General features: G+C 72.7%; 20 protein-coding genes and 1 tRNA gene. 16 read left to right on the top strand and 5 right to left on the bottom strand.

All coding sequences use genetic code 11. The annotated features are described in order from the left end of the window. Window positions 1-63 precede the first annotated feature (63 nt). The 4 genes from DNK56_RS06595 to DNK56_RS06610 all read left to right on the top strand — a co-directional run bounded on the left by DNK56_RS06595 (window position 64) and on the right by DNK56_RS06610 (window position 4,872). Window positions 64-1,059 (top strand): carbohydrate ABC transporter permease, encoded by a 996-nt coding sequence (locus tag DNK56_RS06595; protein WP_111331335.1) that lies wholly within the window; start codon window positions 64-66, stop codon window positions 1,057-1,059. Between the two features lie 15 nt (window positions 1,060-1,074). Beyond that, window positions 1,075-1,995, top strand: coding sequence for a carbohydrate ABC transporter permease (locus DNK56_RS06600; protein ID WP_111331337.1), 921 nt, complete (start codon window positions 1,075-1,077; stop codon window positions 1,993-1,995). 123 nt (window positions 1,996-2,118) lie between these two features. Further along, complete coding sequence (locus DNK56_RS06605) at window positions 2,119-3,585, top strand: GH1 family beta-glucosidase (RefSeq protein ID WP_111331339.1); 1,467 nt, start codon at window positions 2,119-2,121, stop codon at window positions 3,583-3,585. Between the two features lie 255 nt (window positions 3,586-3,840). Continuing rightward, window positions 3,841-4,872, top strand: coding sequence for a LacI family DNA-binding transcriptional regulator (locus DNK56_RS06610; protein ID WP_111331341.1), 1,032 nt, complete (start codon window positions 3,841-3,843; stop codon window positions 4,870-4,872). A gap of 121 nt (window positions 4,873-4,993) precedes the next feature. Here DNK56_RS06610 and DNK56_RS06615 read toward each other — a convergent pair whose 3' ends face one another. Continuing rightward, complete coding sequence (locus DNK56_RS06615; RefSeq protein ID WP_146610519.1) at window positions 4,994-7,996, bottom strand: AfsR/SARP family transcriptional regulator; 3,003 nt, start codon at window positions 7,994-7,996, stop codon at window positions 4,994-4,996. A gap of 264 nt (window positions 7,997-8,260) precedes the next feature. Here DNK56_RS06615 and gntD point away from each other — a divergent pair, with 264 nt between their 5' ends. The 5 genes from gntD to DNK56_RS06640 all read left to right on the top strand — a co-directional run bounded on the left by gntD (window position 8,261) and on the right by DNK56_RS06640 (window position 13,338). Further along, a complete protein-coding gene (gene gntD / locus DNK56_RS06620; RefSeq protein WP_111331345.1) occupies window positions 8,261-9,280 on the top strand; it encodes a guanitoxin biosynthesis L-enduracididine beta-hydroxylase GntD in 1,020 nt (339 codons plus the stop codon). Between the two features lie 3 nt (window positions 9,281-9,283). Continuing rightward, window positions 9,284-9,913 (top strand): LysE/ArgO family amino acid transporter, encoded by a 630-nt coding sequence (locus DNK56_RS06625; protein ID WP_111331347.1) that lies wholly within the window; start codon window positions 9,284-9,286, stop codon window positions 9,911-9,913. Window positions 9,914-9,945: 32 nt separating this feature from the next. Continuing rightward, on the top strand, window positions 9,946-10,881 hold the full coding sequence (locus DNK56_RS06630) for an LLM class flavin-dependent oxidoreductase (protein ID WP_241989781.1): 936 nt from the start codon (window positions 9,946-9,948) through the stop codon (window positions 10,879-10,881). A 128-nt stretch (window positions 10,882-11,009) separates the two neighbouring features. Further along, the gene (locus DNK56_RS06635; RefSeq protein ID WP_111331351.1) at window positions 11,010-12,068 is read left to right on the top strand and encodes a diiron oxygenase; all 1,059 of its coding nucleotides are present in this window, start codon (window positions 11,010-11,012) and stop codon (window positions 12,066-12,068) included. A gap of 4 nt (window positions 12,069-12,072) precedes the next feature. Then, entirely contained in the window at window positions 12,073-13,338 is a 1,266-nt protein-coding gene (locus DNK56_RS06640) for an ATP-grasp domain-containing protein (RefSeq protein WP_111331353.1), read from the top strand. Here the strand turns inward: DNK56_RS06640 and DNK56_RS06645 are convergent. Further along, window positions 13,331-13,756: a gamma-glutamylcyclotransferase family protein gene (locus tag DNK56_RS06645; RefSeq protein WP_111331355.1), complete on the bottom strand. Its 426-nt coding sequence runs from the start codon at window positions 13,754-13,756 to the stop codon at window positions 13,331-13,333. The genes DNK56_RS06640 and DNK56_RS06645 overlap by 8 nt on opposite strands. Before the next feature lie 104 nt (window positions 13,757-13,860). On the opposite strand from DNK56_RS06645, the gene DNK56_RS06650 reads away from it, so the two are divergent. The 7 genes from DNK56_RS06650 to DNK56_RS06680 all read left to right on the top strand — a co-directional run bounded on the left by DNK56_RS06650 (window position 13,861) and on the right by DNK56_RS06680 (window position 21,342). Continuing rightward, on the top strand, window positions 13,861-14,961 hold the full coding sequence (locus DNK56_RS06650; RefSeq protein ID WP_111331357.1) for a GNAT family N-acetyltransferase: 1,101 nt from the start codon (window positions 13,861-13,863) through the stop codon (window positions 14,959-14,961). After that, on the top strand, window positions 14,958-16,205 hold the full coding sequence (locus DNK56_RS06655) for an MFS transporter (RefSeq protein ID WP_158558543.1): 1,248 nt from the start codon (window positions 14,958-14,960) through the stop codon (window positions 16,203-16,205). The genes DNK56_RS06650 and DNK56_RS06655 overlap by 4 nt, the downstream gene beginning before the upstream one ends. Continuing rightward, window positions 16,202-17,335 carry a GNAT family N-acetyltransferase gene (locus DNK56_RS06660; protein WP_111331361.1) on the top strand — a complete coding sequence of 378 codons (1,134 nt, stop codon included), beginning with the start codon at window positions 16,202-16,204 and terminating at the stop codon, window positions 17,333-17,335. Before DNK56_RS06655 ends, DNK56_RS06660 begins: the two co-directional genes overlap by 4 nt. A gap of 62 nt (window positions 17,336-17,397) precedes the next feature. Next, complete coding sequence (locus DNK56_RS06665) at window positions 17,398-18,357, top strand: O-methyltransferase (RefSeq protein WP_158558542.1); 960 nt, start codon at window positions 17,398-17,400, stop codon at window positions 18,355-18,357. Then, a complete protein-coding gene (locus tag DNK56_RS06670) occupies window positions 18,354-18,956 on the top strand; it encodes a GNAT family N-acetyltransferase (RefSeq protein ID WP_111331364.1) in 603 nt (200 codons plus the stop codon). The genes DNK56_RS06665 and DNK56_RS06670 overlap by 4 nt, the downstream gene beginning before the upstream one ends. After that, window positions 18,953-19,981: an SIS domain-containing protein gene (locus DNK56_RS06675; RefSeq protein WP_158558541.1), complete on the top strand. Its 1,029-nt coding sequence runs from the start codon at window positions 18,953-18,955 to the stop codon at window positions 19,979-19,981. The genes DNK56_RS06670 and DNK56_RS06675 overlap by 4 nt, the downstream gene beginning before the upstream one ends. After that, window positions 19,978-21,342: a hypothetical protein gene (locus tag DNK56_RS06680; protein ID WP_111331366.1), complete on the top strand. Its 1,365-nt coding sequence runs from the start codon at window positions 19,978-19,980 to the stop codon at window positions 21,340-21,342. The genes DNK56_RS06675 and DNK56_RS06680 overlap by 4 nt, the downstream gene beginning before the upstream one ends. Window positions 21,343-21,408: 66 nt before the next feature. Here DNK56_RS06680 and DNK56_RS06685 read toward each other — a convergent pair. The 3 genes from DNK56_RS06685 to DNK56_RS06695 all read right to left on the bottom strand — a co-directional run bounded on the left by DNK56_RS06685 (window position 21,409) and on the right by DNK56_RS06695 (window position 23,429). Further along, window positions 21,409-21,481: transfer RNA gene (locus tag DNK56_RS06685), tRNA-His, on the bottom strand. Window positions 21,482-21,595: 114 nt separating this feature from the next. Further along, complete coding sequence (gene orn / locus DNK56_RS06690; RefSeq protein ID WP_111335545.1) at window positions 21,596-22,198, bottom strand: oligoribonuclease; 603 nt, start codon at window positions 22,196-22,198, stop codon at window positions 21,596-21,598. Between the two features lie 10 nt (window positions 22,199-22,208). Then, window positions 22,209-23,429, bottom strand: coding sequence for a helix-turn-helix domain-containing protein (locus tag DNK56_RS06695; RefSeq protein WP_111331369.1), 1,221 nt, complete (start codon window positions 23,427-23,429; stop codon window positions 22,209-22,211). Window positions 23,430-24,141 lie beyond the last annotated feature (712 nt).

Below are 24,141 nucleotides of genomic sequence, written 5' to 3' on the forward strand. Positions count from 1 at the left end.
CCCGCACCCGCGTGTCGCCCCGCAGCCGGGTAACTCAAGCACTCCAGGGAAGGACTCCCGCTCGTGGCCACCTCGACTCCCACCCGGGACGCATACGCGCCGCCACCCCGCGGCTCCCAGCGCAAACCGGCGCCCCGCCGGCAGAACTGGCGCAGCCGGCTCTGGCGGTTCGACGACAAGGCGTCGCCGTACGCCTACATCGCACCGTTCTTCCTCGTCTTCGGCGCCTTCGGGCTCTATCCGCTGATCTACACCGGATGGATCGCCCTGCACCGGGTCGAGATGACCGGCATGAACCAGATGGAGTGGGTGGGCTGGGAGAACTTCGACAAGATCCTGCACGACTCCGAGTTCTGGACGGCCGTCAGCAACACCTTCGTGATCGGTGTGATGTCGACGGTCCCGCAGCTGCTCGTCGCGCTGGGCCTCGCGCACCTGCTCAACTACAAGCTGCGCGCCAGCACCTTCTGGCGCACGGTGATCCTCACCCCGTACGCCACCTCCGTGGCCTCCGCGGCCCTCGTCTTCGCGCTGGTCTTCCGCGCCGACGGCGGCCTGCTGAACTGGGCGCTGCACTTCATCGGCCTGGGCGACACCAACTGGGCCAACGGCCACTGGACGTCCAAGATCGCCATCTCGGTCATCGTGATCTGGCGCTGGACCGGCTACAACACCCTGATCTACCTGGCCGCCATGCAGGCCGTGCCGTCCGACCTGTACGAGGCGGCCTCGCTCGACGGCGCCTCGCGCTGGCAGCAGTTCCGCAAGGTGACCATCCCCTCGCTGCGGCCCACGATCCTCTTCACGATCGTCATCTCGACCATCGGCTCGATGCAGCTGTTCGGCGAACCGCTGCTGCTGGAGGGCGGCACCCTCGGCGCGACCGGCGGCAACGAGAATCAGTACGAGACGCTCAGCGTCTACCTCTACAACTACGGCTGGAACCTCGGACATCTCGGTCCGGCCGCCGCAGTGGCCTGGGCGATGCTCGCCCTCCTGCTGCTCATCGCCGCGGTCAACTGGCTCATCGGCCGCTACGTACGCAAATCCGCGGTCTGACGGGGAGCGATATCCATGACCATGACCAGCCCCGCCAAAGTCTCGGGACCCGGCCTCGCGGCGCGTTCCGTCCACCGCGCGCCCAAGCGCGCCGGCCGCTTCAGGCCCGGCGCCGGCCAGCAGCTGAACGGCGGCCCGTTCGCCTACATCGCCCTGGCCGTCGTCGGCATCGGCTCGCTGCTGCCGCTGTACTGGACCCTCGTGGCCGCGTCCCACACCCAGGACGAGGTACTGGCCAGCACCCCGCCGTTCCTGCCGGGCGACCGCCTCTTCCACAACCTCGACGCCGCCTGGAACCAGGCCCACCTGGGCAAGGCGATCGTCAACAGCGTGATCGTGTCCGGCTGCATCACCGCGGCGACGCTCTTCTTCTGCACCCTGGCCGGCTACGCCTTCGCCAAGATGCGCTTCCGCGGCCGCAACACCCTGATGACCGGCGTCATCCTCACCCTGACGATCCCGCCGCAGCTCAGCGTCGTCCCGCTGTTCATGATGATGGCCGACCTCGGCTGGGGCGGGAACCTCCAGTCGGTGATCTTCCCGACCCTGGTCAGCGCCTTCGGTGTGTTCTTCATGCGCCAGTACCTCATGGAGGCGCTGCCGTACGAGCTGATCGAGGCCGCCAAGATCGACGGCGCGAACAACTTCCGCATCGTGCTGAGCGTGGTGCTGCCGGTGGCGCGCCCCGCGATGATGGTGCTCGGCATGCTCACCTTCGTCCAGACGTGGAACGACTTCTTCTGGCCCTACCTCGCCCTGAACCAGCAGAACCCGACGCTCCAGGTGGCCCTCGGCCGGCTGAGCGCCTCCTACACGCCCGACACGAGCATCGTGATGGCCGGCGCGCTCATCAGCACCCTGCCGCTGCTCGTGGTGTTCGTGATCTTCGGCAAGCAGATCGTCGGCGGCATCATGTCCGGCGCCGTCAAGGGCTGACGCCCGGTCTGCCGCCTCCCCCGCAGTGGGCCCCGTACGGCCCCGCCCGCCCCGCCGGCCGTACGGGTCCCGAGCCCCACCCCGTCACGCCCCTGTCCGTCACATCCTTGGGAGCGCTCCCGCATGACTGCAGTACGACCCGACATCGCCCCGAAGCCGGCCCCCGACGAACCCACCCGGTTCCCGACGGGCTTCCTCTGGGGAGCGGCCACCGCCGCCTACCAGGTCGAGGGTGCCGCCGCCGAGGACGGGCGCACGCCCTCCATCTGGGACACCTTCAGCCGCACCCCCGGCAAGGTCCGCAACGGCGACACCGGCGACATCGCAGCCGACCACTACCACCGCTACCGCGACGACGTGGCCCTGATGAAGCAGCTGGGGCTGAAGGCGTACCGCTTCTCCGTCTCCTGGTCCCGCGTCCAGCCCACCGGCCGAGGCCCGGCCGTCGAGCGCGGCCTGGACTTCTACCGCAAGCTCGTCGACGAGCTGCTGGAGGCCGGCATCGCGCCCGTCGCCACCCTCTACCACTGGGACCTGCCCCAGGAGCTGGAGGACGCCGGCGGCTGGCCGGAGCGCGCCACCGCCGAGCGGTTCGCCGACTACGCGCAGATCATGGCGGGCGCCCTCGGCGACCGGGTCCCCACCTGGACCACCTTCAACGAGCCGTGGTGCTCGGCCTTCCTCGGATACGGCTCCGGCGTGCACGCCCCCGGCCGCACCGAGGCGTCCTCCGCCCTGCGGGCGGCCCATCACCTCAACCTCGCCCATGGCCGGGCGATCGAGGTTCTGCGCGCTCAACTCCCCGCCGGCGCGCAGACCTCGGTCACCCTCAACCTCCACCAGGTCCGCCCGCTGACCGCCGGCCCCGAGGACGCCGACGCCGCCCGCCGCATCGACGCGGTCGGCAACCGGGTCTTCACCGGCCCGATGCTGCACGGCGCCTACCCGGAGGACCTGCTCGCGGACACCGCGCACCTGGTGGACTGGTCGAAGCTGGTCCAGGACGGCGACCTGGAGGCGATCTCGCGTCCGGTCGACGTCCTGGGCATCAACTACTACACGCCCACCCTGGTCTCCACGCCCGCCGAGGGCGCCGGCGACACCCGCAACGACGGCCACGGCGCCAGCGACTACTCGCCCTGGCCCGGCTCCGAGCACGTCGCCTTCCACCTCGCCGAGGGGAAGGAGCGCACCGCCATGAACTGGTCCATCGACCCCAACGGGCTCTACAACCTGCTCATGGACGTCACCCGCGACCACCCCGGCATCCCGCTGATGGTCACCGAGAACGGCGCCGCCTTCGACGACTACGTCTCGCCCGAGGGCCGGGTCCAGGACCCCGAGCGCATCGCCTACCTGCACGGCCACCTCGACGCCGTGCGGCGCGCGGTCGCCGACGGGGCCGACGTGCGCGGCTACTTCCTCTGGTCGCTGATGGACAACTTCGAGTGGGCGTACGGCTATTCGAAGCGGTTCGGCGCCGTGTACGTGGACTACGCCAGCCAGCGCCGCATCCCCAAGGACAGCGCCCACTGGTACGCCGACGTGATCCGCAGGCACGCCCTGCCGCCGCGGGAGGACCTGGCCTGACCCGTCCGGTACGGCCCCGTACGTACCGTCCCTGAGACCCGGCCCCGGTGCCGGGTCTCAGCCGTTTCCGCCCCCGACCAGGCCGGATCACCCCCGGCGGGTGCGTCCCGCTTGACCACGCGCGTAGAGTGGGAGCGCTCCCATCAGGGGAGCCGGGGAGCGGCCGACCGGTCCCTCAGAGTGTCAAGGGAACCAACGCCAGGACTTGGTTTGGTTATCCGACTGTGAGAAATTGACCGCGAACGGGAGGCAGCCATGACGGCATCGCGAGTACGGAGCGGGGGCCGGCCCACGCTCGAAGAAGTCGCGGCGCGGGCGGGAGTGGGGCGGGGCACGGCCTCGCGCGTGATCAACGGATCGCCGCGGGTCAGCGCCCACACCAGGGAGGCGGTCGAGGCGGCCGTCGCCGAGCTGGGCTACGTGCCCAACCGAGCGGCCCGTGCGCTGGCGGGCAACCGCACGGACGCCATAGCGCTCGTCGTCCCCGAGTCCGAGAGCCGCTTCTTCGCCGAACCGTACTTCTCCGACATCGTGCGCGGGGTCGGTGCCGCCCTGGCCGACACGGAGATGCAGCTGCTGCTCACCCTCGTCGGCAGCGACCGCGAGCGCCGCAGGCTCGCCCAGTACCTCACCGCGCACCGCGTGGACGGTGTGCTGCTCGTCTCCGTGCACGCCGACGACCCGCTGCCCGATCTGCTCGAACAGCTCGGCATGCCCGCCGTCATGAACGGCCGCAGATCCGCCGCCGAATCGCTCTCCTCGGTCGACTCGGACAACTTCGAGGGCGCCCGCGGCGCGGTGGAGCACCTGGTCTCGCGCGGCCGGCGCACCATCGCCACCATCACCGGCCGGCTCGACGTCTACGCCTCCCAGAGCCGCCTGGACGGCTACCGCCAGGCCGTCGGCGACGCGGGCCTGGAGCCCGACGAACGGCTCGTCGCCCCCGCCGACTTCTCCGAGGAGGGCGGCGCCCGGGCCATGCGCGAGCTGCTCGCCCGCCGCCCCGACGTGGACGCGGTCTTCGCCGCCTCCGACGTGATGGCCGCCGGCGCCCGCCAGGTCCTGCGCGAGGCCGGCCGCCGCATCCCGGAAGACGTCGCCCTGATCGGCTTCGACGACTCGGCCGTCGCCCGTCACATGGACCCGGCCCTCACCAGCGTGCGCCAGCCGATCGAGGAGATGGGCCGCACCATGACCCGGCTGCTGCTCGACATGATCGCCGGGGAGAACGCGGACCGGGCCCAGATCGTGCTTCCCACGGAACTGGTGGTCCGCGACTCCTCGTGACACCGGCTTGCCGCGACTCGGTGGAGCTCGACCGTGCGGAGCGGCTGCGGTGGGAGGAACCGCCGGCGGACGAACGCCGCGAGGCCCTGGCCGTACGGCGCACGGGACGCGTGGTCGGCGTTCACCGGCTCCGTGGAGCGGCTGACGGCACAGGGCTGACCGGCCGGGTCGCCGCGCCGGCCGCCAGCCGGGACCGTACCCGTGCGACCAGCGGGTGTTCGACCGGGGCCAGCACCGCGGCGGCGGACCGCCATGCCTCCAGCGCCTGTTCCGCGTGGCCCGTCGCCTTGCTGAGGTCGCCGTATCTGAGCAGGGTGTCGGCCCGGTTGACGCGGTGTCCGACCCGGTCGAGCCGATCGTCCAGGGCGATGGCGTTCCGGTAGCAGCGCAGTGCCTCGGCGAAGTCGCCGAGCAGTTCGCCGGCGTGGGCCAGGGTGTCCCACGTATCGGCCTCTCCGAAGGCGTTGCCCACGGACCGGTACAGGCTCAGGGCCTCTTCGCAGGGCGCGATCGACGCCTCTGGTTCACCGAAGCCGATGCCGTACCAGCCGAGCGCGTTGAGCACCTCGGCCCGGCCGTTGGTGTCCTGGTTGCGTTCGAACCCGGCCAGGGCGTGGGCCGCGTGCTCCCGGCAGGCCGGTGCGTCGCGGCGGCGGCCGAAGAACCGGGTCAGGCCGAGCCTGGCCCGGGCCTCGCCGAGGCTGTCCCCCCGCGCGCGGTAGAGCCGCAGCGCCCGGCCGAGGTGGCTCAGGGCCTCCTCGTCCTCACCCAGCCGGTCCAGCGCGCAGCCGCACTCCAGCTCGGCGAAGGCGGCCCCGGTGTGCTCGGGCAGATGCCTGGTGGCGGCCAGCACGCACTGGGCGCCACGCGCCTGCTCGCGCCAGTTGCCGTTGCGGGAGAGGTACGGCGACATGCGTTCCAGGAGCAGCCAGGCCCGCTCGGCGGTGCCGTCCTGGGCACAGTTGTCGATCATCGTGAGGAGGACCGGGCCGTGGGTGTCGAACCAGGTGGCGGCCTGCCCCGGAGCGCCGAACTCGCCGGGCAGCGGCTCCGGGCCCGAGGGGGCGGGGTGGAAGGCGCGGAACGGGTCGATGAGGGACGCCGCCGCCTCGGCCGAGCTCAGGTAGTGGTCGAAGAGCCGGTGCCGGGCGGCCGTCCGCGCGGCGGCGGGGTCCGTGGCATGGGCCCGCTCGGCCGCGTGGGCGCGCACGATGTCGTGCATGGTGTAGAGGTTGGCCGAGCCGATCGTGAGCAGCGAGCAGCGGACGAGTTCGCTGAGCACCTTCCTGGCCTCGGGCAGGCTGACCCCGGTCATATGGGCGACGGCCCCGAGCGTGATGTGGGAGCCGTGGTGGACGCCCAGCAGCCGGTACACGGAGGCCGCGGCCGGGGCCAGCCGGGCGTAGGAGCCGTCCAGGATGCGGCGGAGGCTGGAGTCCTGGTCACCGGTCTCGAAGCGTTCCAGCGGGTCGGGCTCCTCCTGTAGCTCGCGGCACAGGTCCGTGAGCGAGAGGGCCGGCTCCAGCAGGGCCCGGGCACCCGCGATGCACGTGGTGAGGGGCATCCGGCCACAGATGTCCGCCAGCCGGTTCGCCGCCTCGGGCTCCTCGCGGATACGGGCGGGGCCGAGCATCCGCTCCAGCAGCGCGAGGCTGTCGCCCGCGTCCAGCAGCCCGAGGGTCAGCACCCCGGCTCCCTCCGTGACCACCAGGCCGGGCAGCTGGTGTCTGCTCGTCACCAGGACCAGCGCGTCCGGCGAGTTCGGCAGCAGCGGGCGGACCTGCTCGGCGTCCACCGCGTTGTCGAGGATGACCAGGACGGATCGCTGGGCCATCAGATCGCGGTACATGCGGATGCGGCTGTCCAGGTCGTTCGGCATGGCCTCGCCGACGACACCGAGCATGGTCAGCAGCCGGCCCAGCGCCTCCAGCGGGCCGAGCGCGGGCACCACCGGGTCGAAGCCGTGGAGGTTGACCAGCAGCCGGCCGTCGGGGAAGCGCTCCGGGGACGTACCGGCCTGGCGGTGCGCCCAGCTCAGCGCGAGGCTCGTCTTGCCGATGCCGCCGGGGCCGGTGATGACGACCAGGCCCCCGCCGGGCCGGCCGCCGGCGACCGGCCCCTGTCCCAGTGCGTCCAGCGCGGTCAGCTCCGCGGACCGGCCGACGAAATTGCGTGAGGGCAGCGGCAGCCGTCGTACGGCGGCGGGCTGCTTGCCGTCGCCCGAGGCCCGGCCGGGTGCGACGGCGCCTTCGCCCCGGCTCTGCGCCGGGACCGGGGCACCGCCCCGTGCGGCGGGAACGGCGGCCGGTGCCGGTGCCAGCGTTCCGGTGAGTATCTTCTGGTGGATCTCCCGCAGCCGGCCCGAAGGCTCGGTGCCCAGCTCGTCCACGAGGACCCGCCGCGCCTGCTGGTACGCGGCCAGCGCCTCCGCCTCCCGGTCGCTGCGGCACAGCGCGAGCATCAACTGCGCCCGGAAGTTCTCCCGTAGCGGATACCGGCCGATCGACTGCTGGATGTCCAGGGTGACTTCGCTGTGCCGGTGCAGGCCGAGCAGCGCCTCGTAACGCCATTCCAGGGCCTGCGCGTGCGATTCCTCCAGATGACCGAGGTGCGCCTCGCGCAGCCGCTGCGAGGGTACGTCCACGAGCGCGGGTCCCCGCCAGAGCGCGAGCGCGGCGTCCAACTGCTCCAGGACCGTCGCCCAGTCCTGCTTACGGACGGCCCGGGCGGCCTCCTGACGGTGCTCCCGGTGGGCGAGCCAGTCGACCTCGCCGACGTCGGCCCGGACCTGGTAGCCGGAGTCGTGGGTGATGAGGCGCCCGGCCCACCGGCTGCCCAGCGAGCGCCTGAGCCGCATGACGCACGTACGCAGGGCGCCGCGGGCGTCCTGCGGCGGTGTGCCGTCCCAGACCAGGTCCACGAGGTCGTCGTGCGACAGGACCCGGTCGGGGCTGAGCAGCAGCGCGGCCAGCAGATTCCGCTGCCGGCCCTGCGGGGCGGCGAGCGGCGCGCCGTCCGCCAGTACCTGGAGCGGGCCGAGGATGCCGATCCGCAGGCCGCTCGCCGGGGCGTTCCCGGCGCCGCTCGTGCGCTGCCCGGCTCCACCACCGCTCTCGAAGGTCACTGAGGCTCCCCCGGTATGCCGGCCCTCACGGCAGCCGTCCGGGAGGGCGATCGGTCGAGTGTCGCAGAACACGATCTTCCGGCAAAGGTCGTCTCAACTGCTGAGCCCGCCGACCCCACCCCGCGCACCTGCGGAATGTCACCTCGCCGGGCAGGCCGTCATCCAGGTGACACGGACATGAGACGGCCCTGCCGCAGAGTCGGACCGTCCGCGAACGGGTGCTGTGCGAAGCCCGTTCACCGTCCGTTCCGTGGGGGGAACCGCATGAGCCGCAAAGATCTTCCGGCCGGCTACACACTCGGCCTGGCCGAGATCCGGGCCATCGACGCACTGATCGACAACGTGCTGGAGCTGGGGGCCGACCCGGGCGCGGAGTCCTTCTACGCACGCTCCTGGGAGCTGGTGGCGGCACTGCCGGACGGGTTGCGCCGATTCCTCCACGAGTTCAGGTCCGGCGAGTCCACGGCCGCCGCCCTCATCCACGGCCTGCCTGTGGACGACGCGCGGATCGGGCCGACGCCCGCCGACTGGCGCACGGCGGCGGCGAGCGGACAGGGCCGGCGCGAGGAGTGCTTCCTGGCACTGGTGGCCATGGCCATGGGCGAGCCGTTCACCTGGTCGACGCTCCAGGGCGGGCGCATGATCCAGAACGTGCTGCCCATGCGGGGTGAGGAGAGCGAGCAGAGCGGCCACGGGCAGGTGCTGCTGGAGTGGCACACCGAGGACGGCTTCCACCCCAACCGCTGCGACTACCTGATGCTGTTCGGGGTCCGTAACCACACCGGAGTCCCGACCACCCTCGCCTCGGTGCAGGACGTCGAACTCTCCGACGAGCGCCGGGAGATCCTGTCCCAGGAGCGGTTCCACATCCTCCCCGACGACGAGCACCTGCACCAGCTGGCCGCCGTCGACCCGGACCACCCCGGGCTGGCGCGCATGCGTGAGCTGCGGGACAACCCGAGGCCCGTCGCGGTGCTCTTCGGCGCACCCGACGACCCCTATCTTCGGATCGACCCCTACTTCATGCGCTGCGCGGAGGGCGATCAGCCGGCCGAGCTGGCGCTCAAGGAACTGATCGCGGAGCTGGACGCGGCCCAGCAGGACGTGGTGGTCGACCAGGGAAGTCTGCTGATCGTCGACAACTTCCGCGCGGTGCACGGCCGGAGGGCGTTCAAGGCCCGGTTCGACGGCACCGACCGCTGGCTGAAGAAGATCGTGGTCTCCCGCGACCTGCGGGCCTCCCGCGGGCTGCGCGCGTCGTGTTCGTCCCGGAAGATCGGCTGAACCATGTCCGGCACGCTGTCCCAGCTGCTCGCCGGGATGCTGCTGGGGTTCGGCCTGATCATGCCGATCGGGGCGCAGAACCTCTTCATCATCCAGCAGGGCCTCTCGCTCGGATATCCCCGGGTGTTCTACGCCACGCTGGCGACCACCGTCTGCGACGCCCTGATGATCTCCGTCGGGGCGCTGGGGGTGGGCGCCGTCTTCCAGGCGAACCACCTGCTCCGGACGGTCCTCGTCGTCGCGGGCTCGCTGTTCCTGTTCCACCTCGCCGCGCAGAACGTCCGGTCGGCGAGCAGCGTGCTGCAACCCGGCACCGACGACGGGACGGGGCGGTGGGGGACGGTGGTCCTGCGGGCCGCGGCTGTCTCGCTGCTCAACCCGCACGCCCTCCTCGACACGGTCGGTGTGCTCGGCGCCATGGCGGTCACCCGGGCGGGCACCGACCGGCTCTGGTTCGCCTGCGGGGCGGTCCTGGCCTCCCTGCTCTGGTTCAGCGTGCTGGGCGGCGCGGCGGTGGCCGTACGGAAATGGCTGACGCCGCGCGTGCAGCGGGTCATCTCCTGGGTCTCGTCCGCGGTGATGGTCTTCTTCGCCCTGATGCTGCTGCGCCAGGCGATTCCCGACAGCTGGTGACCGGCCGGACCGTGAGAGGGGGCGAGAGGGCGGTGACCCTCCGTATGGGGGTGGACCTCACCTTCCGGGGCCCGACGGGCGCCGATCAGTCGGCCGTCATGGACGAACAGCTGGCCCTGCTGGCGGCGGTACGGGCGGCCGGCTGGGACTCGGTCTTCGTGGGGCACGCCGAGGACCGGCACGGGGCCGCGGCCACGCCGCTGCCGCTGCTCGGCCGGGTGTCCGCGGTGTCCGGGGACATGCGGCTGGTGGCCGGGGTGCGCATGGCGGACCCGCGGGACGTCGTGCGGACGGCCGAGACGTATGCCGTCGCCGATGCGCTGAGCGGGGGCCGGCTGGTCTTCGCCGCCGCGCTGGCGGGCCGGGCCGGCGACAACCGGGCCGCCCGGGACCTCGGCGCCATCGCCCGGCTCTGGGCGGGGGAGGACGCCGGACCGGGCCGGCCCGGCACCGCGGCCTCCCGGCTCACGGTGCGGCCGGCGCAGCGCCCCCGGCCCCGGGTGTGGGTCGCGGCGGACGACGGACTGCCGGTGCCCGAGGCGGCCCTGATCGGCGACGGCTGGCTGACCGGGGCACCGGCGACGATGACCGCCGCGGCCGCCCGGACGGACCTGGTCCGGTCCCTGCGCGCCGGGGCGGGACTGCCGCCGCACACCGAAGTGGCCCTGATCCGCGAGGTGGTCTGCGCCCCCGACCGAGCGACGGCCGTGGCCCGCGCCCTGGACCGGGGCTGCGCCCCGGGCACCGGCACCGGGACCGCGGCCGGGCTCGATCCCCCGCTGGCCGGGCTGACCCGCGATCGTCTGGTGATCGGCGACCCGGAGGACTGCCTGCGCATCCTGCGGGCCTGGACGGAGCGGCTGCGCGCGACCGAGGTCATCCTGCGCGTGCACAGCCCGGGCGCGCCGTTCGCGGCGGCGATGGAGTCGGTCGAACTGCTCAACACCGAAGTCCTGCCGTACCTGTGACACCCGGCGATGCCCATGAATGCGAATGCGTGTGAAGGACGAATCATGACCATGAGCCCGTTGCGCCCGTCCGTGGCGAGCGGAGAGCTGCCACCGTGTCCGACCACCACCGGCTGAGGAGACCCGTCATGTGTGGCATCGTCGGCCTCTTCGTGGGCTGTACGTCGGTCAGCTACTGCCCCAAGCGGCTACTGTCCCGACCCCCCGCGCCCGAAGGCGAGGCGTCCTCCGGCGCGGGTGACACGTCCTCCGGCGCGGCGGACTCCGCCGACGCCTACCGCAGCCCCTTCCGCAGCTGGGACAAGCGCGCAGCCGTCCGCTCCGCGCCCCGGCGCGAACTGCCCGCCGAGACGGACGGCCTGTACTTCTTCTCGCCCGACCTGGTGCCGCTGGCCCGGCACGAGCTGGTGCACGGGCTGCGCCCCGAGCTGTACGAGCAGGTGCTCGTCCAGCACCTGTACCGGTACCTGGACTTCACCGCGAAGCTGGAGCAGGTCGTGGTCAACCGGACGGCCCTCGGTATCGCCCAGGGCACGGTGGGACTCCGGCTGCACCCGGACATGCGCTTCGACGCGTACCGCGTCTACTGCGACGAGGCGTATCACGCCCTGTTCTCCGCCGACCTGATGCGGCAGGCGGAGCGGCGTACGGGCATCGCCCCGCGGCTGCCCCGGGAGCCGTACTTCCTCACCAGGCTCGCCGAGATCCAGCAGAACGGCACCGAGCCTGCGGCGCTGGCCGAGCTGGTCTTCGTCATCGTGTCGGAGACGCTGATCTCCGGCACCCTCGGCGAGGTGCCGGACGATCCCCGGGTGGTGTCGACGGTCCGTGACGTCGTCCAGGACCACGCGGCCGACGAGGGCCGCCACCACACCTACTTCGCCCTGTTCCTCAAGGAGTTGTGGGCCCAGTCGGACCGGGCCGCACGGCGCGATGTGGCGCTGCTCGTGCCACGGATGATCGACGCCTTCCTCCGCCCGGACCTCCCCGCCCTGCGCGCGGAACTGGCCGGCTACGGCATCGGGCGCGATGCCACCGAACAGATCCTCGCCGAGGTCTTTCCCGAGGACCTGGTCCGCGCGGCCTCCCGGAACTCCGCCCGGCAGACCGTCCGCTACCTCGCCCAGCTGGGCGCCCTGGACGAGCCGGAAGTACAAGCAGCCTTCGAGAACTACGAGTTGGTGTGACGACATGCCCCTTGACGAAACCCCTGCGGAGACCGCGGCACCGGCCTCGCCCACCGTCCTCGTACTGGGCGGCACCGCGCCGGTCCGGGCCGCCGACGGACGCGACATCAGCGAACGCTCGATGCGGCAGTTCCGCGCCAGGGGCTGCCGGATCGTGCTCACCGACACCGCGGCCGCCCTGAGCGCCTGCCCGGAGCTGGCCGACGCCGCCGACGAGGCACACCCGCTGGACTTCACCGACCCGGCCGCCTGCGTGGAGTGGGCCACCGCCTACGCCGCGCACCATCCGGTCGACGCGGTGGTCGGCTTCCGCGAATACGCGGTGGTCGCGGTCGCCGAGACGGCCGCCGCCCTGGGACTGCGCGGCAACGCGCCGGCGGCGGTGCGCAGGGTCCGCAGCAAGGACGCCTGCCGGGAGTTCCTGCGCGCGGCCGGATTCACCCAGCCCGGACTTCGGCTCTGCTCCGAACCGGCCGAGGCGGCCGCCTTCCTCGCGTCCCGAGGGGGCGCGCCCGTGATCGTCAAGCCGCGCGACCGGTGCAACAGCGAAGGCGTGAGCCTGGTCACCGAGGAGGACCAGCTGGCGTCGGCCTTCGAAGCGGCCCGGGACGACGAAGGGCTGGTCCTGGTCGAGTCGTACGTCGAGGGGCCGGAGTACAGCGTCGAGGGGCTGTTCACCGGCGGCCGGCCCACCGTCCTCGCGGTGACCGAGAAGCAGCTGTCGGCCGGCTCCTTCGTGGAGTCCGGGCACACCGTGCCGGCTCCGCTGCCCGAGGCGCTGCGCCAGGAGATCGCCGACGAGGTCGTCCGCGCCCTGACCGCGCTCGGCCTCACCACCGGGCCGTTCCACGTCGAGTGCTGGCTGACCGGGCAGGGCGTGGTCCTCGGCGAGGTGCACGTACGCCAGGGCGGGGACGGCATCCACGCACTGCTCGAATGGTGCCATCCCGGCTTCGAGCTGTACGGGAGCTGGCTGGACGACCTGCTGGGCCGCCCGGCCGAACTGCCCGGCGCCCCCCGGCGCGGAGCGGCCGTGCGCTTCCTCGTACCGCCGCCCGGCACCGTGGAGCGGGTCTCCGGATGGGACGCGGTGGCCGCTCACCCGTCGGTGCTGGCGGCCGCGAGCACCCTGGCGGCCGGGGACGAGGTCGGCACCGGCGCGTCCAACAGTGACCGGCACGGAATGATCATCGTCGGCACCGAACGGCCGCACGAGGCCGCCCCGCTGGCCGACTCGCTGATTGCCTCGATCGATGTCCGGGTCAGCTGACGTGGCGGGCGCGGGAGTTCAGCCAGCGGACACAGCCGGCGGTGTACGAGGCCAGCAGCTCGGTCCCGAAACGCTCCCGGTCCCAGTCCTCGTCCAGCACCAGGCCGTGGTCGACGCAGACGTACGTCCACGCCGCCCCGCCGCCCTCCAGCGACACCGTCCGGCCCTCGTACATCGGGCCCTCGTACGCGTCGAGCAGGGCCCGTTCGTCCGCGTCCAGGCCGGTCAGCAACAACCCGGAGACCCGGCCCGCACCGGCCACCAGACCGGGGAAGGGGCGGGCCCGCAGCGCGGCGTTGCGCCAGCCCGCGACGGCCGCCGGACGGGCGTCCGGCACCCGCCCGAGCAGGGCCTCCTGCACCTCGCGAAAGGTGAGGCTGCCGTACACGAACAACGGGTCGGCGATCGGGACGCTCATCGCGGCGAATCCTCCCTCGGGGGCCTGCGCGTTCCCGACGGAGCCTATGCGTCCCGTCCGCCGCTCCCTCCCACCACCCCCGCCACCGAGAGGCACACACAGCCATGACGGACATCGCGGTGCACCCGCCCGGCACCTGGCAGGAGCACACGAGCAGCGCCGGACCGGCGGACGAGCGCTGGGAGGCGCTGCTGAGCGGTGACGACTTCCACCTCTCCCGGCGCTGGCTCGAACTCGCCGAACGCACCACGGCGGCCCCGATCCGCTATCTGACCCGGTACCGGGGCGAGGAGTTGGAAGGCGCCCTGGTCACGGTCGTCGGCGACCGCGACGCGCCCTGGGTGCTCGCCCGCCCCGACACACTTCTCGCCGCCTGCGCCGCCGAGGGCCGCGAGGGCGCGGCCGGCCTGCTGGCCGAGGCCGGCGACCCGGCCTCCCTGTTGCCGAGCCTGGTCTGCGGCGGCCGGCACATGGGCCGCAGCCGGCTGCTCCTGCGGGACGGCGCTCCGGACGACACGGCCGACGGCCTCCTGGACCGGGCCGAGCGGCACGCCCGGTCCATCGGCGCGGCCTCGGTCGCCTTCCCCTTCGTGGACGAACGGGACACCCCGCTGCGGGAGTTGCTGGACCGGCGCGGCTACCGCTGCCACGCGTCGGGCCGGTACGCACGGCTCCCGCTGCCCGCCGGCGGGCTGGACGGCTATCTCGCCGCGCTCCCCGGCAAGCGGCGCCGCCGGGCGCAGGCGGACCGCCGGCAGCTGAGCGCGGCCGGTATCACCTCCTCCGTCGCCCCGCTCGACAGGGCCGACATCCCCCGGCTGGCGGTCCTGGAGGCGGAGCTGATGGCCAAGTACGGGCTGGACTGGGCCCCGGCGAACACCGAGGCGGCGCTGCACGGCATCGCGGACCTCATGGGCGACGACGCGCTGGTCTCCCGGGTCACCGGGGACGGCGAGATCCGCGGCTACGCCGTACTGCTGCGCTACCGCGACCAGTGGTACTCCCGGCAGACCGGCTTCGACTACGCCTACCAGGGGCGGCTGCCACTCTACTTCGAGGCCCTGTACTACCGCCCCGCCCTGGAGGCGCCCGCCCACGGTGTCACCGGCATCCACTACGGCCTGGGCAGCGAGGAGGCCAAGCGCTCCCGAGGCTGTCTGGCCGACACGCAGTTCGCGTACCTGCTGCGGCTGGAGGAGTCGTGAGCACGGCCACGGACACCGGGCCGGGCAGGGAAGGCGTGCTGCCGGGCGGGACCGGTGTGTGGTGGTTCACCTCGGCGGGTCTGCTCAACTCGCTGGGCACCGGCTTCTTCCTCTCGTTCGCCCTGCTGTTCTTCCAGGACGTCGCGGCCCTGCCGCTGGCCACCGTGGGCACCGGGCTGACCGCGGTGACCCTGGCGGTGCTGCCGCTGATGTCCGTACTGGGCCGGCTCGCCGACCGGGTCGGGCCGAGGGCCCTGCTGATCGGGGCCGCGCTCGCCCGGAGCGCGGCCTTCGCCGGGTTCCTGGCCGCCGACGGACTGGCCGCGTTCCTGGCCCTGGCCATGCTGTCGTCGCTGGGCGCGCGCGCCGAGCAGATCGGCAGCCCGCTGCTCGCCGTCACCCTGGCCGGGACGACGAAGGCGGAGCGAGGGCGCTGGCTGGCGCTGTCCCGCACGGTGTTCAACGCGGGCGTGGGATGCGGGGCGCTGCTGGGCGGACTGCTCGTCGGCTGGGGCTTCGGCTACGCGTCGCTGGGGCTGATGACAGCGGTGGGCTTCCTGCTGGCGGCGCTCCTCTATCTGCCGCTGGACGGACGGCCGGCGGACCGTACGGACGCCGCGGCAGCCGGGAGCGGCACCCCGCCGGAAGAGGCCGGGGGATCGCCCTGGCGGGACCCCCGCTTCGTGCGCGTCGCGCTCGCCGGCGCCCTGCTGTTCCTCGCCGCCGCGGCCCTGGAGAGCGCGGTGCCGGTCTACCTCCTCACCGTTCTCGGCCTGCCCGGCTGGACGGTCGGCGCGCTGTTCGCGCTCAACACCGCCCTGCTCATCCTCGGCCAACTTCCCCTGAGCCGACGCCTGGAGCGCCACAGCCCCGGCCGGGTCCTGCTGGCGGGAGCGCTCATCGCCACGGTGTCGTTCCTCCTGTTCCCGGTCGCCGGGGCGCTCGGCGCCGGGAACGGCACCGGGGCGTCCGTGGCCGTCCTGGCCGCCGCGATGACCGGGTGGACCGTCAGCGAAATGATCGTCTTCCAGACGGTCGCGGTGGTGCTGACCTCGATCCCCACCGAACGGCAGCGCGGCGCCTATCTCGCCGCCAACCAGATCCCGGTCGGCGTCGCCACCGCCCTGGCCCCCCTGTTCGTCACCTCGATGCTCGCCGTCCGCCCCGCCGCCCTGTTCTGGGTGCTCGGCGCGCTGGCGCTGACGGCCGGCTTCCTCGCCCGTAAGGAGAGCCCGACACCATGACATCCGACACCGCGACACCCGGCACCCTGCCCGCAGGGGCGGACCGTGTCGCCGGTCTGACCGCGGCGGGCTGGGACCCCCTGGTCGGGGACGACGACTTCTTCCTCAGCCGCCGCTGGATGAGTGTGGTGGAGTCCACCGGCAAGGTCGACACCCGCTACCTCACCGTCCCGGCCGGCGACGGCACCCCGCTCGCCGGAGTCTCCCTCGCCCTGGCGGACCGGACCGTCCCATGGACCCTCGTCCGCCCCGACACCGTGCTCGCCTCGTCGGCCGGGGAGGGACTGCCCGGCGCGGCGGAACTGCTGGCCGCCCTCGGCGGCGACGCCGCGGACGTCCTGCTGCCCGGGGTGGTCGCCGGGGGGCGACACGTGGGCGGCAACCGCGTGCTGCTCGCCCCGGACGCCGGCCCCGCCGAAGTGGCCCGCCTGCTCGACCGTACGGAGGAATGGGCGAGGTCACGCGGCGCCCGGTCGGTCTCGTTCCTCTACACCGACGAGTCCGACACACTCCTCAACGAAGCGCTGACGCAACGCGGTTACCTCGCCGCCGAGGCCGGACGGTACAGCCGCCTGGACATTCCCGAAGGCGGCTTCGAGGACTACCTCACCCGGTTCACCGGCCACCGCAGACGCCGTATCCGCGCCGAGCGCCGGGCCCTGGAGGCCGCGGGCGTCGAACACGTCATGGCGCCGCTCGGCGACTTCCCGCTGCCGCGCCTGGCCGCGCTGGAGGCCGAACTCTTCGCCAAGTACGGCCTCGGGCACTGGAAGGCCGAACAGTCGCTGGAGGTGCTGGAACGCACCCTGGCCGTCCTGGGGGACGACGCATTCGTCTCGGCGGCCGTCGCGGACGGCGAGGTACGCGGATTCGGGCTGCTCGCCCAACACGCGTCCTGCTGGTACGCGCTGCGGGCCGGCTTCGACTACGCCTTCCAGGACAAACTGCCGCTCTACTACGAGACGCTCTACTACCGGGTCGTCGAGCACGCCGCACGCGACGCGGTGCACACCGTCCACTACGGACTCGGCAGCGAGGACGCCAAGCGCTCCCGAGGCTGCACCTCCACCACCCAGCGCACCTACGTCCTGCCGCTGGAACCCGACGACCGGCCGGCCCGCAACGACTGACACCGCGCGCCCGCCGCTCTTCCCCTGCTCCTCCACCGAACCAGAACCTGGAGTGTCCGACGGTGACCGTCACCACCCATGCCCCGCCCGCAGCCGGGGTCGCCTTCGACATCATCGACCGCGCGCTGCGCGAGGTCCCGGAGTACCAGGCGTTCCGCAGCGGCCGACTCAGCCGTGCGGACTACTGCTCCTGGCTGCACTCGGGCGCGCTCACAGCGTCCGCGGCCGGGCTGACCGAGGACCAGCTGCACCTGTCCACCCGGTTCCCGGCCGACGAACGCGGCTTCACCGAGCAGGTCCTGCACACCCTCCACGAGGACGGCCTGATCGGCTCCGTCGCCTACCCGGAGGCCGAGTTCGACGCCCTCCGGGACCGGGTCGCCGCCGGCTTCGCACACGAGGGCAGGACGACGTACATCTTCCCGGAGGAAGCCAGACTCCTCTTCGCCCTGGGCCACATCCTGGCCCCGCGCCGCGCCGTCTTCCCGGGCTCCTACTACGGCTACTGGGCCGTGTGGGCGATCCCCGGCATCCGGGCGGCCGGCGGCACCGCCACCCTGGTGGACATCGACCCGGGCACCATGGCGCTCGCCGCCCGGAACCTCGAAGCCCTCGGCCTCGCCGACGGAGTCGAGTTCGCCACCACCGACGCCATCGCCTTCGGCACTACGCTGGAACCCGTCGACCTGTGCGTACTGGACGCCGAGGGCCCGGCCCCGCAGCACGCCCCCAAGGGCACCGACCCCGACCTCGTGGACAAGGCCATCTACTACCCGATCATGGCGGCGACCACCCCGGCTCTGCGCCCCGGCGGCCTGCTGATCGCCCACAACATGCTGCTCGAAAACCTCACGGACAACCGCTACTTCGCGGGCCGGATCGCCAACAACCGGGCGCAGTACGCCCGGTTCCAGGAACACCTCGACGCGCACTACGACAGCCAGCACCTGGTACCCAGCTCGGAAGGCACCGGCATCTACCGCCGCAACCCCGGCGCGACCGTCCGCGAGGCCGCCCGGTGACCCGCTCCCCGGCCGCCACCGCGGCCACCGCCGCCGACATCGTGCTGCGCCCGCTGACCGCCGCCGACCTGCCCGACGTTCAGGCCACGCTCCGCCACGCCGTCCACCACACCGACGCCACCCTGGACTACCGGGAGAAGTCCCTGGACGAACTCGGCGCCTGGCTCACCGCGCACCACGGCCGCTACCCGGCCCTGGCCGCCGATGCCGGGGGCCGGTTCGCCGGCTACGGCACACTCAGCCCCTTCTCCGCCCGCAAGGGCTATCTGGCCAGCGCCGAACTGTCCGTCTACCTCGCCCCGGACGCCCGGGGCCGAGGCGTCGGCAGCGCCCTGTGCACCCGGCTGACGAAGGAGGCGGAACGGGCCGGCATGTCCACCGTGGTCGCCTTCATCTCGTCCGGCAACGAGGCGTCCCGCCGGATGGTCCTGCGCAACGGCTACCGGCACGAAGGCGTACTCAGGAAGATCGGCTACAAACGGGGACACCTGATCGACCTGGACATCTACCAGCACACCTTCCCGCGGAACTGCGCCCGCTACGACGGCAGCCCGCTGGACGACGTACTCGCCCGCCTCACCGAGGAGACCTCACCGTGACCGTTCCCGCCCCCTCCGGATCAGCTGCCTTCGACCGCCACGTCGCCGCCCAGCCCGACGCCGTCGCCGCCCTGCTCGACACCGAACTGCCCGCACTCGACCCCGCCCGTCCCCTCCTGTTCACCGGCATCGGCACCTCGCTGCACGCCTGCCGCACGGCCGCCGCCTGGGTGCGCCTGCTCAGCGGCGGAACCGTACGGGCCGCCGCCGTCGACGCCCACGACCTGGCCCTGACCGAACGGGTCACCCCCGCTGACCAGGTCGTGGTGGTCAGCCACCGGGGGACCAAGACGTTCCCCAACGAGGTGCTGCGACTCGCCGCCGAGGCGGGCGCCACGACGATCGCGATCACCGGCGACGGCGCCCACGCGCCCCTCGCGGACACGCTCCTGCGCACCTGCCCGCAGGAGAAGGCCAGCACCCACACCGTCTCGTACGTCACGGCGCTGACCCTCCTCGCCCGCCTGGTCGCCGCCTACCTCGGCGACCGGGCCGAGCCCCTGACGGAAGCGCTGCGCACCGTCCCCGACGCGCTGCGCCGCACCCTGGACCTGCCCCTCGCCCCGGCCGCCGTGGACACCCTGGCCGAAGCCACCGCACCGGTGCTCGTCGCCGGTACCGGCCTGGACGCGATCACGGCGGCCGAGGCGGCGCTCAAGATCAAGGAGGGCACCTACCGCTGGGCCGAGGCGCTGCACACCGAATTCGCCCTCCACGGCACCCCCGCCGTCTTCACCTCCTCCACCGCCGGATTCCTGATCCGGCCCGCCTGGTCCGACGGCGGCCGCACCGACGACCTGGGTACGTTGCTCCGCGCACTCGGCGCCCCGGTCTTCCTCTGCGACACCGAGGCATCGGCCGCGCTGCCCTTCGCACCGGTCCCCGACCTGGTCCGGCCGCTGGTCACCGTGGTCCCCTTCCAGCGCCTGGTGTCCGCCGCGGCGGCCCGGACGGGGGCGAGCCCCGACCTCACCCACCTGGAGGCCGAGCCCTGGGCCTCCGCACTTCGCGCGGTCACACTGTGACCGCCACCGCGGCCGAGGTCACCGACGCCTATCTGCGCGACGAACGGCTCGCCGCCCTTGTGGCGGAGACCTCGTTCCCGCGCGCCTTCCAGGACTGCTGGGGGGACCGGATGCTCTCTCGTCCCCTCTTCGTCGACGGTGCGGAACTGCGGCGTACCGCCGAGGACGTGAACGCCCTGTTCACGCTCCTCGGCTCCCTTCCGCAACGGCTGTTCGACGGCGACACCGACCGCTACTGCGCCGAACTCGGCATCGCACCGGACCGCGCGGCCGTCCTCGGCAGATTCGCCACCACGGGCGCCACCCGCTACGGCCGGGCCGACCTCTACCACGACGGCTCTTCGTTCAAGCTGCTCGAATTCAACGTGGCCAGCGACCTGGGTGGCACGGACCGCTCGGAGATGCAGCGGGCCCTGCTCGGCCACCCGGCCTTCGCCGCGTTCGCCGCCGAGCACGGCCTCGCGCACGTCCACACCGGCGAGCGGATCGCCGCCGCCCTGCGCACGGCGGCGACCCCGGTCACCGGCGGCCGGGAGCCCCGCGTCGGCCTGGTCTGCGCGCCCGGCGGCCTGGTGGCCTTCCGGCACCTGCTGCTGGCCTTCGCCTCGATGATGCGGAATCTCGGCATCGCGCTGGAGCTGGGGGAGCTGGACGCCCTCACCGAGCGGGGTGACCGCCTCCACCTGGCCGGCTCACCGGTCGACGTGGTCTTCCGCTTCTTCACGGTGGACGACCTCTGCGCGGACCCCGCGGCCGCTGCGCGGGCGGAGCTCGCCTTCCGCGCGCACGAGGAGGGCCGGGCGATTCTGTGGACGCCCATGGACAGCTCGCTCTACTCCAACAAGGGCACGCTCGCCCTGCTCTCGGACCCCCGCCTGAGCACCGCGTTCACACCCGCCGAACGGGACCTCGTCGGTCGGCTGCTGCCGTGGACCCGGATTCTGGCCGAGGGCCCGGTGGAGCTGGACGGCCGGGAGACCGACCTGCTGGACCACTGCCGCGCCCACCGGGCGGAGCTGTTGCTCAAGCCGCTGCGCGACTTCGGCGGCAGCGGGATCACGCCCGGCTGGGAGTGCGACGACGCCCGGTGGAACGAGGCGCTGCGCGGCTGTCTGACCGCGGCCGCCGCCGAGCCCGGGAACCGGTGGATCGTGCAGCGCCGGGTCGTCCCCCGTACCGAACCGGCGACGGCCCCCGGAACGAACGCGCTCACCGACTGGGTCGCAGCCTGGGGCATGTTCCTCACCCCGCAGGGCTACGCCGGCACCGACGTCCGGGCGGCCCCGGTGGAGGCGTCGGCCGTGGTGAACTACGGGACCAACCCGCTCACCCGCACGACGGGCGTCTTCACCGTCGGCTGACGGCCGACTCCGGGCACGAAGGAGCCCCTGACCTGCGCTTCCGCAGATCAGGGGCTCCTTTGAGAGGGTGAGTAACGGGACTCGAACCCGCGACATCCTGGACCACAACCAGGTGCTCTACCATCTGAGCTATACCCACCGCGCCCGGTCGTTTCCGACCGGCCGAGAAAAAGTGTACAGGGTCCGGGAGGGTGCTCGCGCACTCATTGCCCGGCGGTGGGTCACGGCCCCCGGAAGGGCCGTGACCAGGGGTTCAGCCGTGGGTCCCGGAGACCCGAGCCGCGACGGCCCTCGCCTGCTCCGAGTCCGGGCCGGGCTGCGGGACGAAGACCGCCTCGCGGTAGTACCGCAGCTCCGTGATGGAGTCGCGGATGTCCGCGAGCGCCCGGTGGTTGCCGTTCTTCTCCGGGCTGTTGAAGTACGCCCTCGGGTACCAGCGGCGGGCCAGTTCCTTGACCGAGGAGACATCGACGATCCGGTAGTGGAGGTAGCCCTCCAGGAGCGGCATGTCACGGGAGAGGAAGCCGCGGTCGGTCCCCACCGAGTTTCCGCACAGCGGGGCCTTGCCCGGCTCCTTCACGTGCTCGCGGACATAGGCGAGGACCTGCTCCTCGGCGTCGGCCGGCGTCGTGCCGCCGGCCAGTTCGTCGAGGAGGCCCGAGGCGGTGTGCATCTGCCGCACCACCTCGGGCATGGTCCCCAGCGCCGCGTCCGGCGGGCGGATCACGACGTCCACCCCTTCGCCGAGCACGTTCAACTCCGAGTCGGTGACCAGGGCGGCCACCTCGATGAGTGCGTCTTCCGCCAACGAGAGCCCGGTCATCTCGCAGTCGATCCACACCATGCGGTCGTTCATGCGCTCCACATTACGGGGCGCTTCGTTGTCCTGGCAGGGCCGGGCGGCCGGTGGCGAATACGTCGGTGGCCGCCTTGCCGTGGTCCGGGCGGGCCGTGTCCAGTGCCGCGGATGCGGCGGCGGACGGGCCCGCCACGGCGGCCCGGCGGTTCCCGGCGGAGCCCTGGGCGGGCACCGCCACCTCCGTCACCGCGACCGGCTCCGGCACCCCGCCCTGCGGACGGCGGGCCCGGTAGGCGGCCCGGTACGCGGCGGGGGAGGAGCCGAGCTGGCGGCGGAAGTGCCCGCGCAGCGCGACCGGGGAACGGAAGCCGCAGCGGCCCGCGACCTCGTCGACCGAGTAGTCCGACGTCTCCAGGAGGCGCTGTGCCTGAAGCACCCGCTGGGTGATCAGCCACTGCAGCGGCGCGCTGCCGGTGAGTGAGCGGAACCTCCGGTCGAAGGTCCGCCGGCTCATGTAGGCGCGCGCGGCGAGCGTCTCCACGTCGAACTGCTCGTGGAGGTGCTCCAGCGCCCAGGCGACGACCTCGGCGAGCGGGTCGGAGCCGATTTCCTCCGGTAAAGACCTGTCGAGGTAGCGCTCCTGGCCGCCACTGCGCCGGGGCGGCACGACGAGCCGGCGGGCCAGTGCCCCGGCGGCCTCCGTGCCGTGGTCCGAGCGGACTATGTGCAGGCAGAGGTCGATGCCGGCCGCCGTCCCGGCGGAGGTGAGCACGTCGCCGTCGTCGACGAACAGCTCGCGCGGATCGACGTGCACCGACGGGTAGCGCTTGGCCAGCGTCGGCGCGTACATCCAGTGCGTGGTCGCGGGGCGGCCGTCCAGCAGCCCGGCGGCGGCCAGGACGAAGGCCCCGGTGCACAGCCCGACGATGCGGGCGCCCTCCTCGTGGGCGCGGCGCAGCGCCTCCAGTGCCTCCAGGGGCGGCGGCGAGGTGATCGAGCGCCAGGCGGGCACCACGACGGTGCCGGCTCTGCTGATCGCCTCCAGCCCGTAGGGCGCGGTCAGTTCGAGGCCGCCGGTGGTGCGCAGGGGCCCTTCTTCACCGCTGCACACGAGCAACCGGTAGCGCGGAACTCCCGCGTCCTGGCGGTCGATTCCGAACACCGACAGCGGGATGGAGCTCTCGAAGATGGGGCCACCGCTGAACAGTAGTACGGCGACGACTTCCCGGCGTCGTCGTCCGCCCAGCTTCCGTACAGCCTCCGTTGCGGTGGCGGAGTCCTGGCTCATGACGCTAAGCCCCCCTCGGTGTTCGCGTCTTCCTGGTCCTTACGGGCCTGTCGCACCTGCACATGTCCCCTCGGTCGTGCACGAGTCCCCGGCCTTCGACGCCCAAGATCGAATCTACTGCGTCCCGTGGTGCCGTCGTGACAAGTTCACCAACCGGCTCATTGTCGACAAGGCAACCTGGCGGGAAGCGTTCGATCACGAAGCGTTTCACTCACAGGTCGTGCAGGGAAGTGCGCCCGGCGTTCATGGCCCGTCCCCATTGGGCGGAAGCGTACCGCGCGGTCTCTTCCTGCCTGGTGGCAAGGGGGTTGATCGGCCATTTCGACAAGGAATGGACCGGTCCCAGAAGTTGGCTGAAAATGTACGGTCGCGTGTGCGGAAATCAGTCGTTCTACCGGCGTACGACCCGAGGTACCTGTGCGCCCCCGTGCGCCCCCTCGCTGGGCGGGGCGGGCATCGGGCGGGTCCGACGCGCCCGGCGGCGCGACGGCCGGAGGGGGGTCACCGGATACCGTTCACCGGCCACGGCCGCCGGCAATCCGCGCGGTCGGTTCCGGACGGCACCCCGCGTCCGCCCGGCTCCCCCGGAAGGGTGGGTTCCGGTACGCCGGGGCGACGCCCGTCCCGGCCCCCCGGAGCCGCTCGCGCCGGGCGCCGGAAGGGGACCGGGCGGTGGCCGGTACGTCTGTGTACGGGGCAACCGGCATTGCCA

Origin of the sequence: Streptomyces sp. AC1-42W, from assembly GCF_003248355.1 — a bacterium.
Taxonomy (GTDB): domain Bacteria; phylum Actinomycetota; class Actinomycetes; order Streptomycetales; family Streptomycetaceae; genus Streptomyces.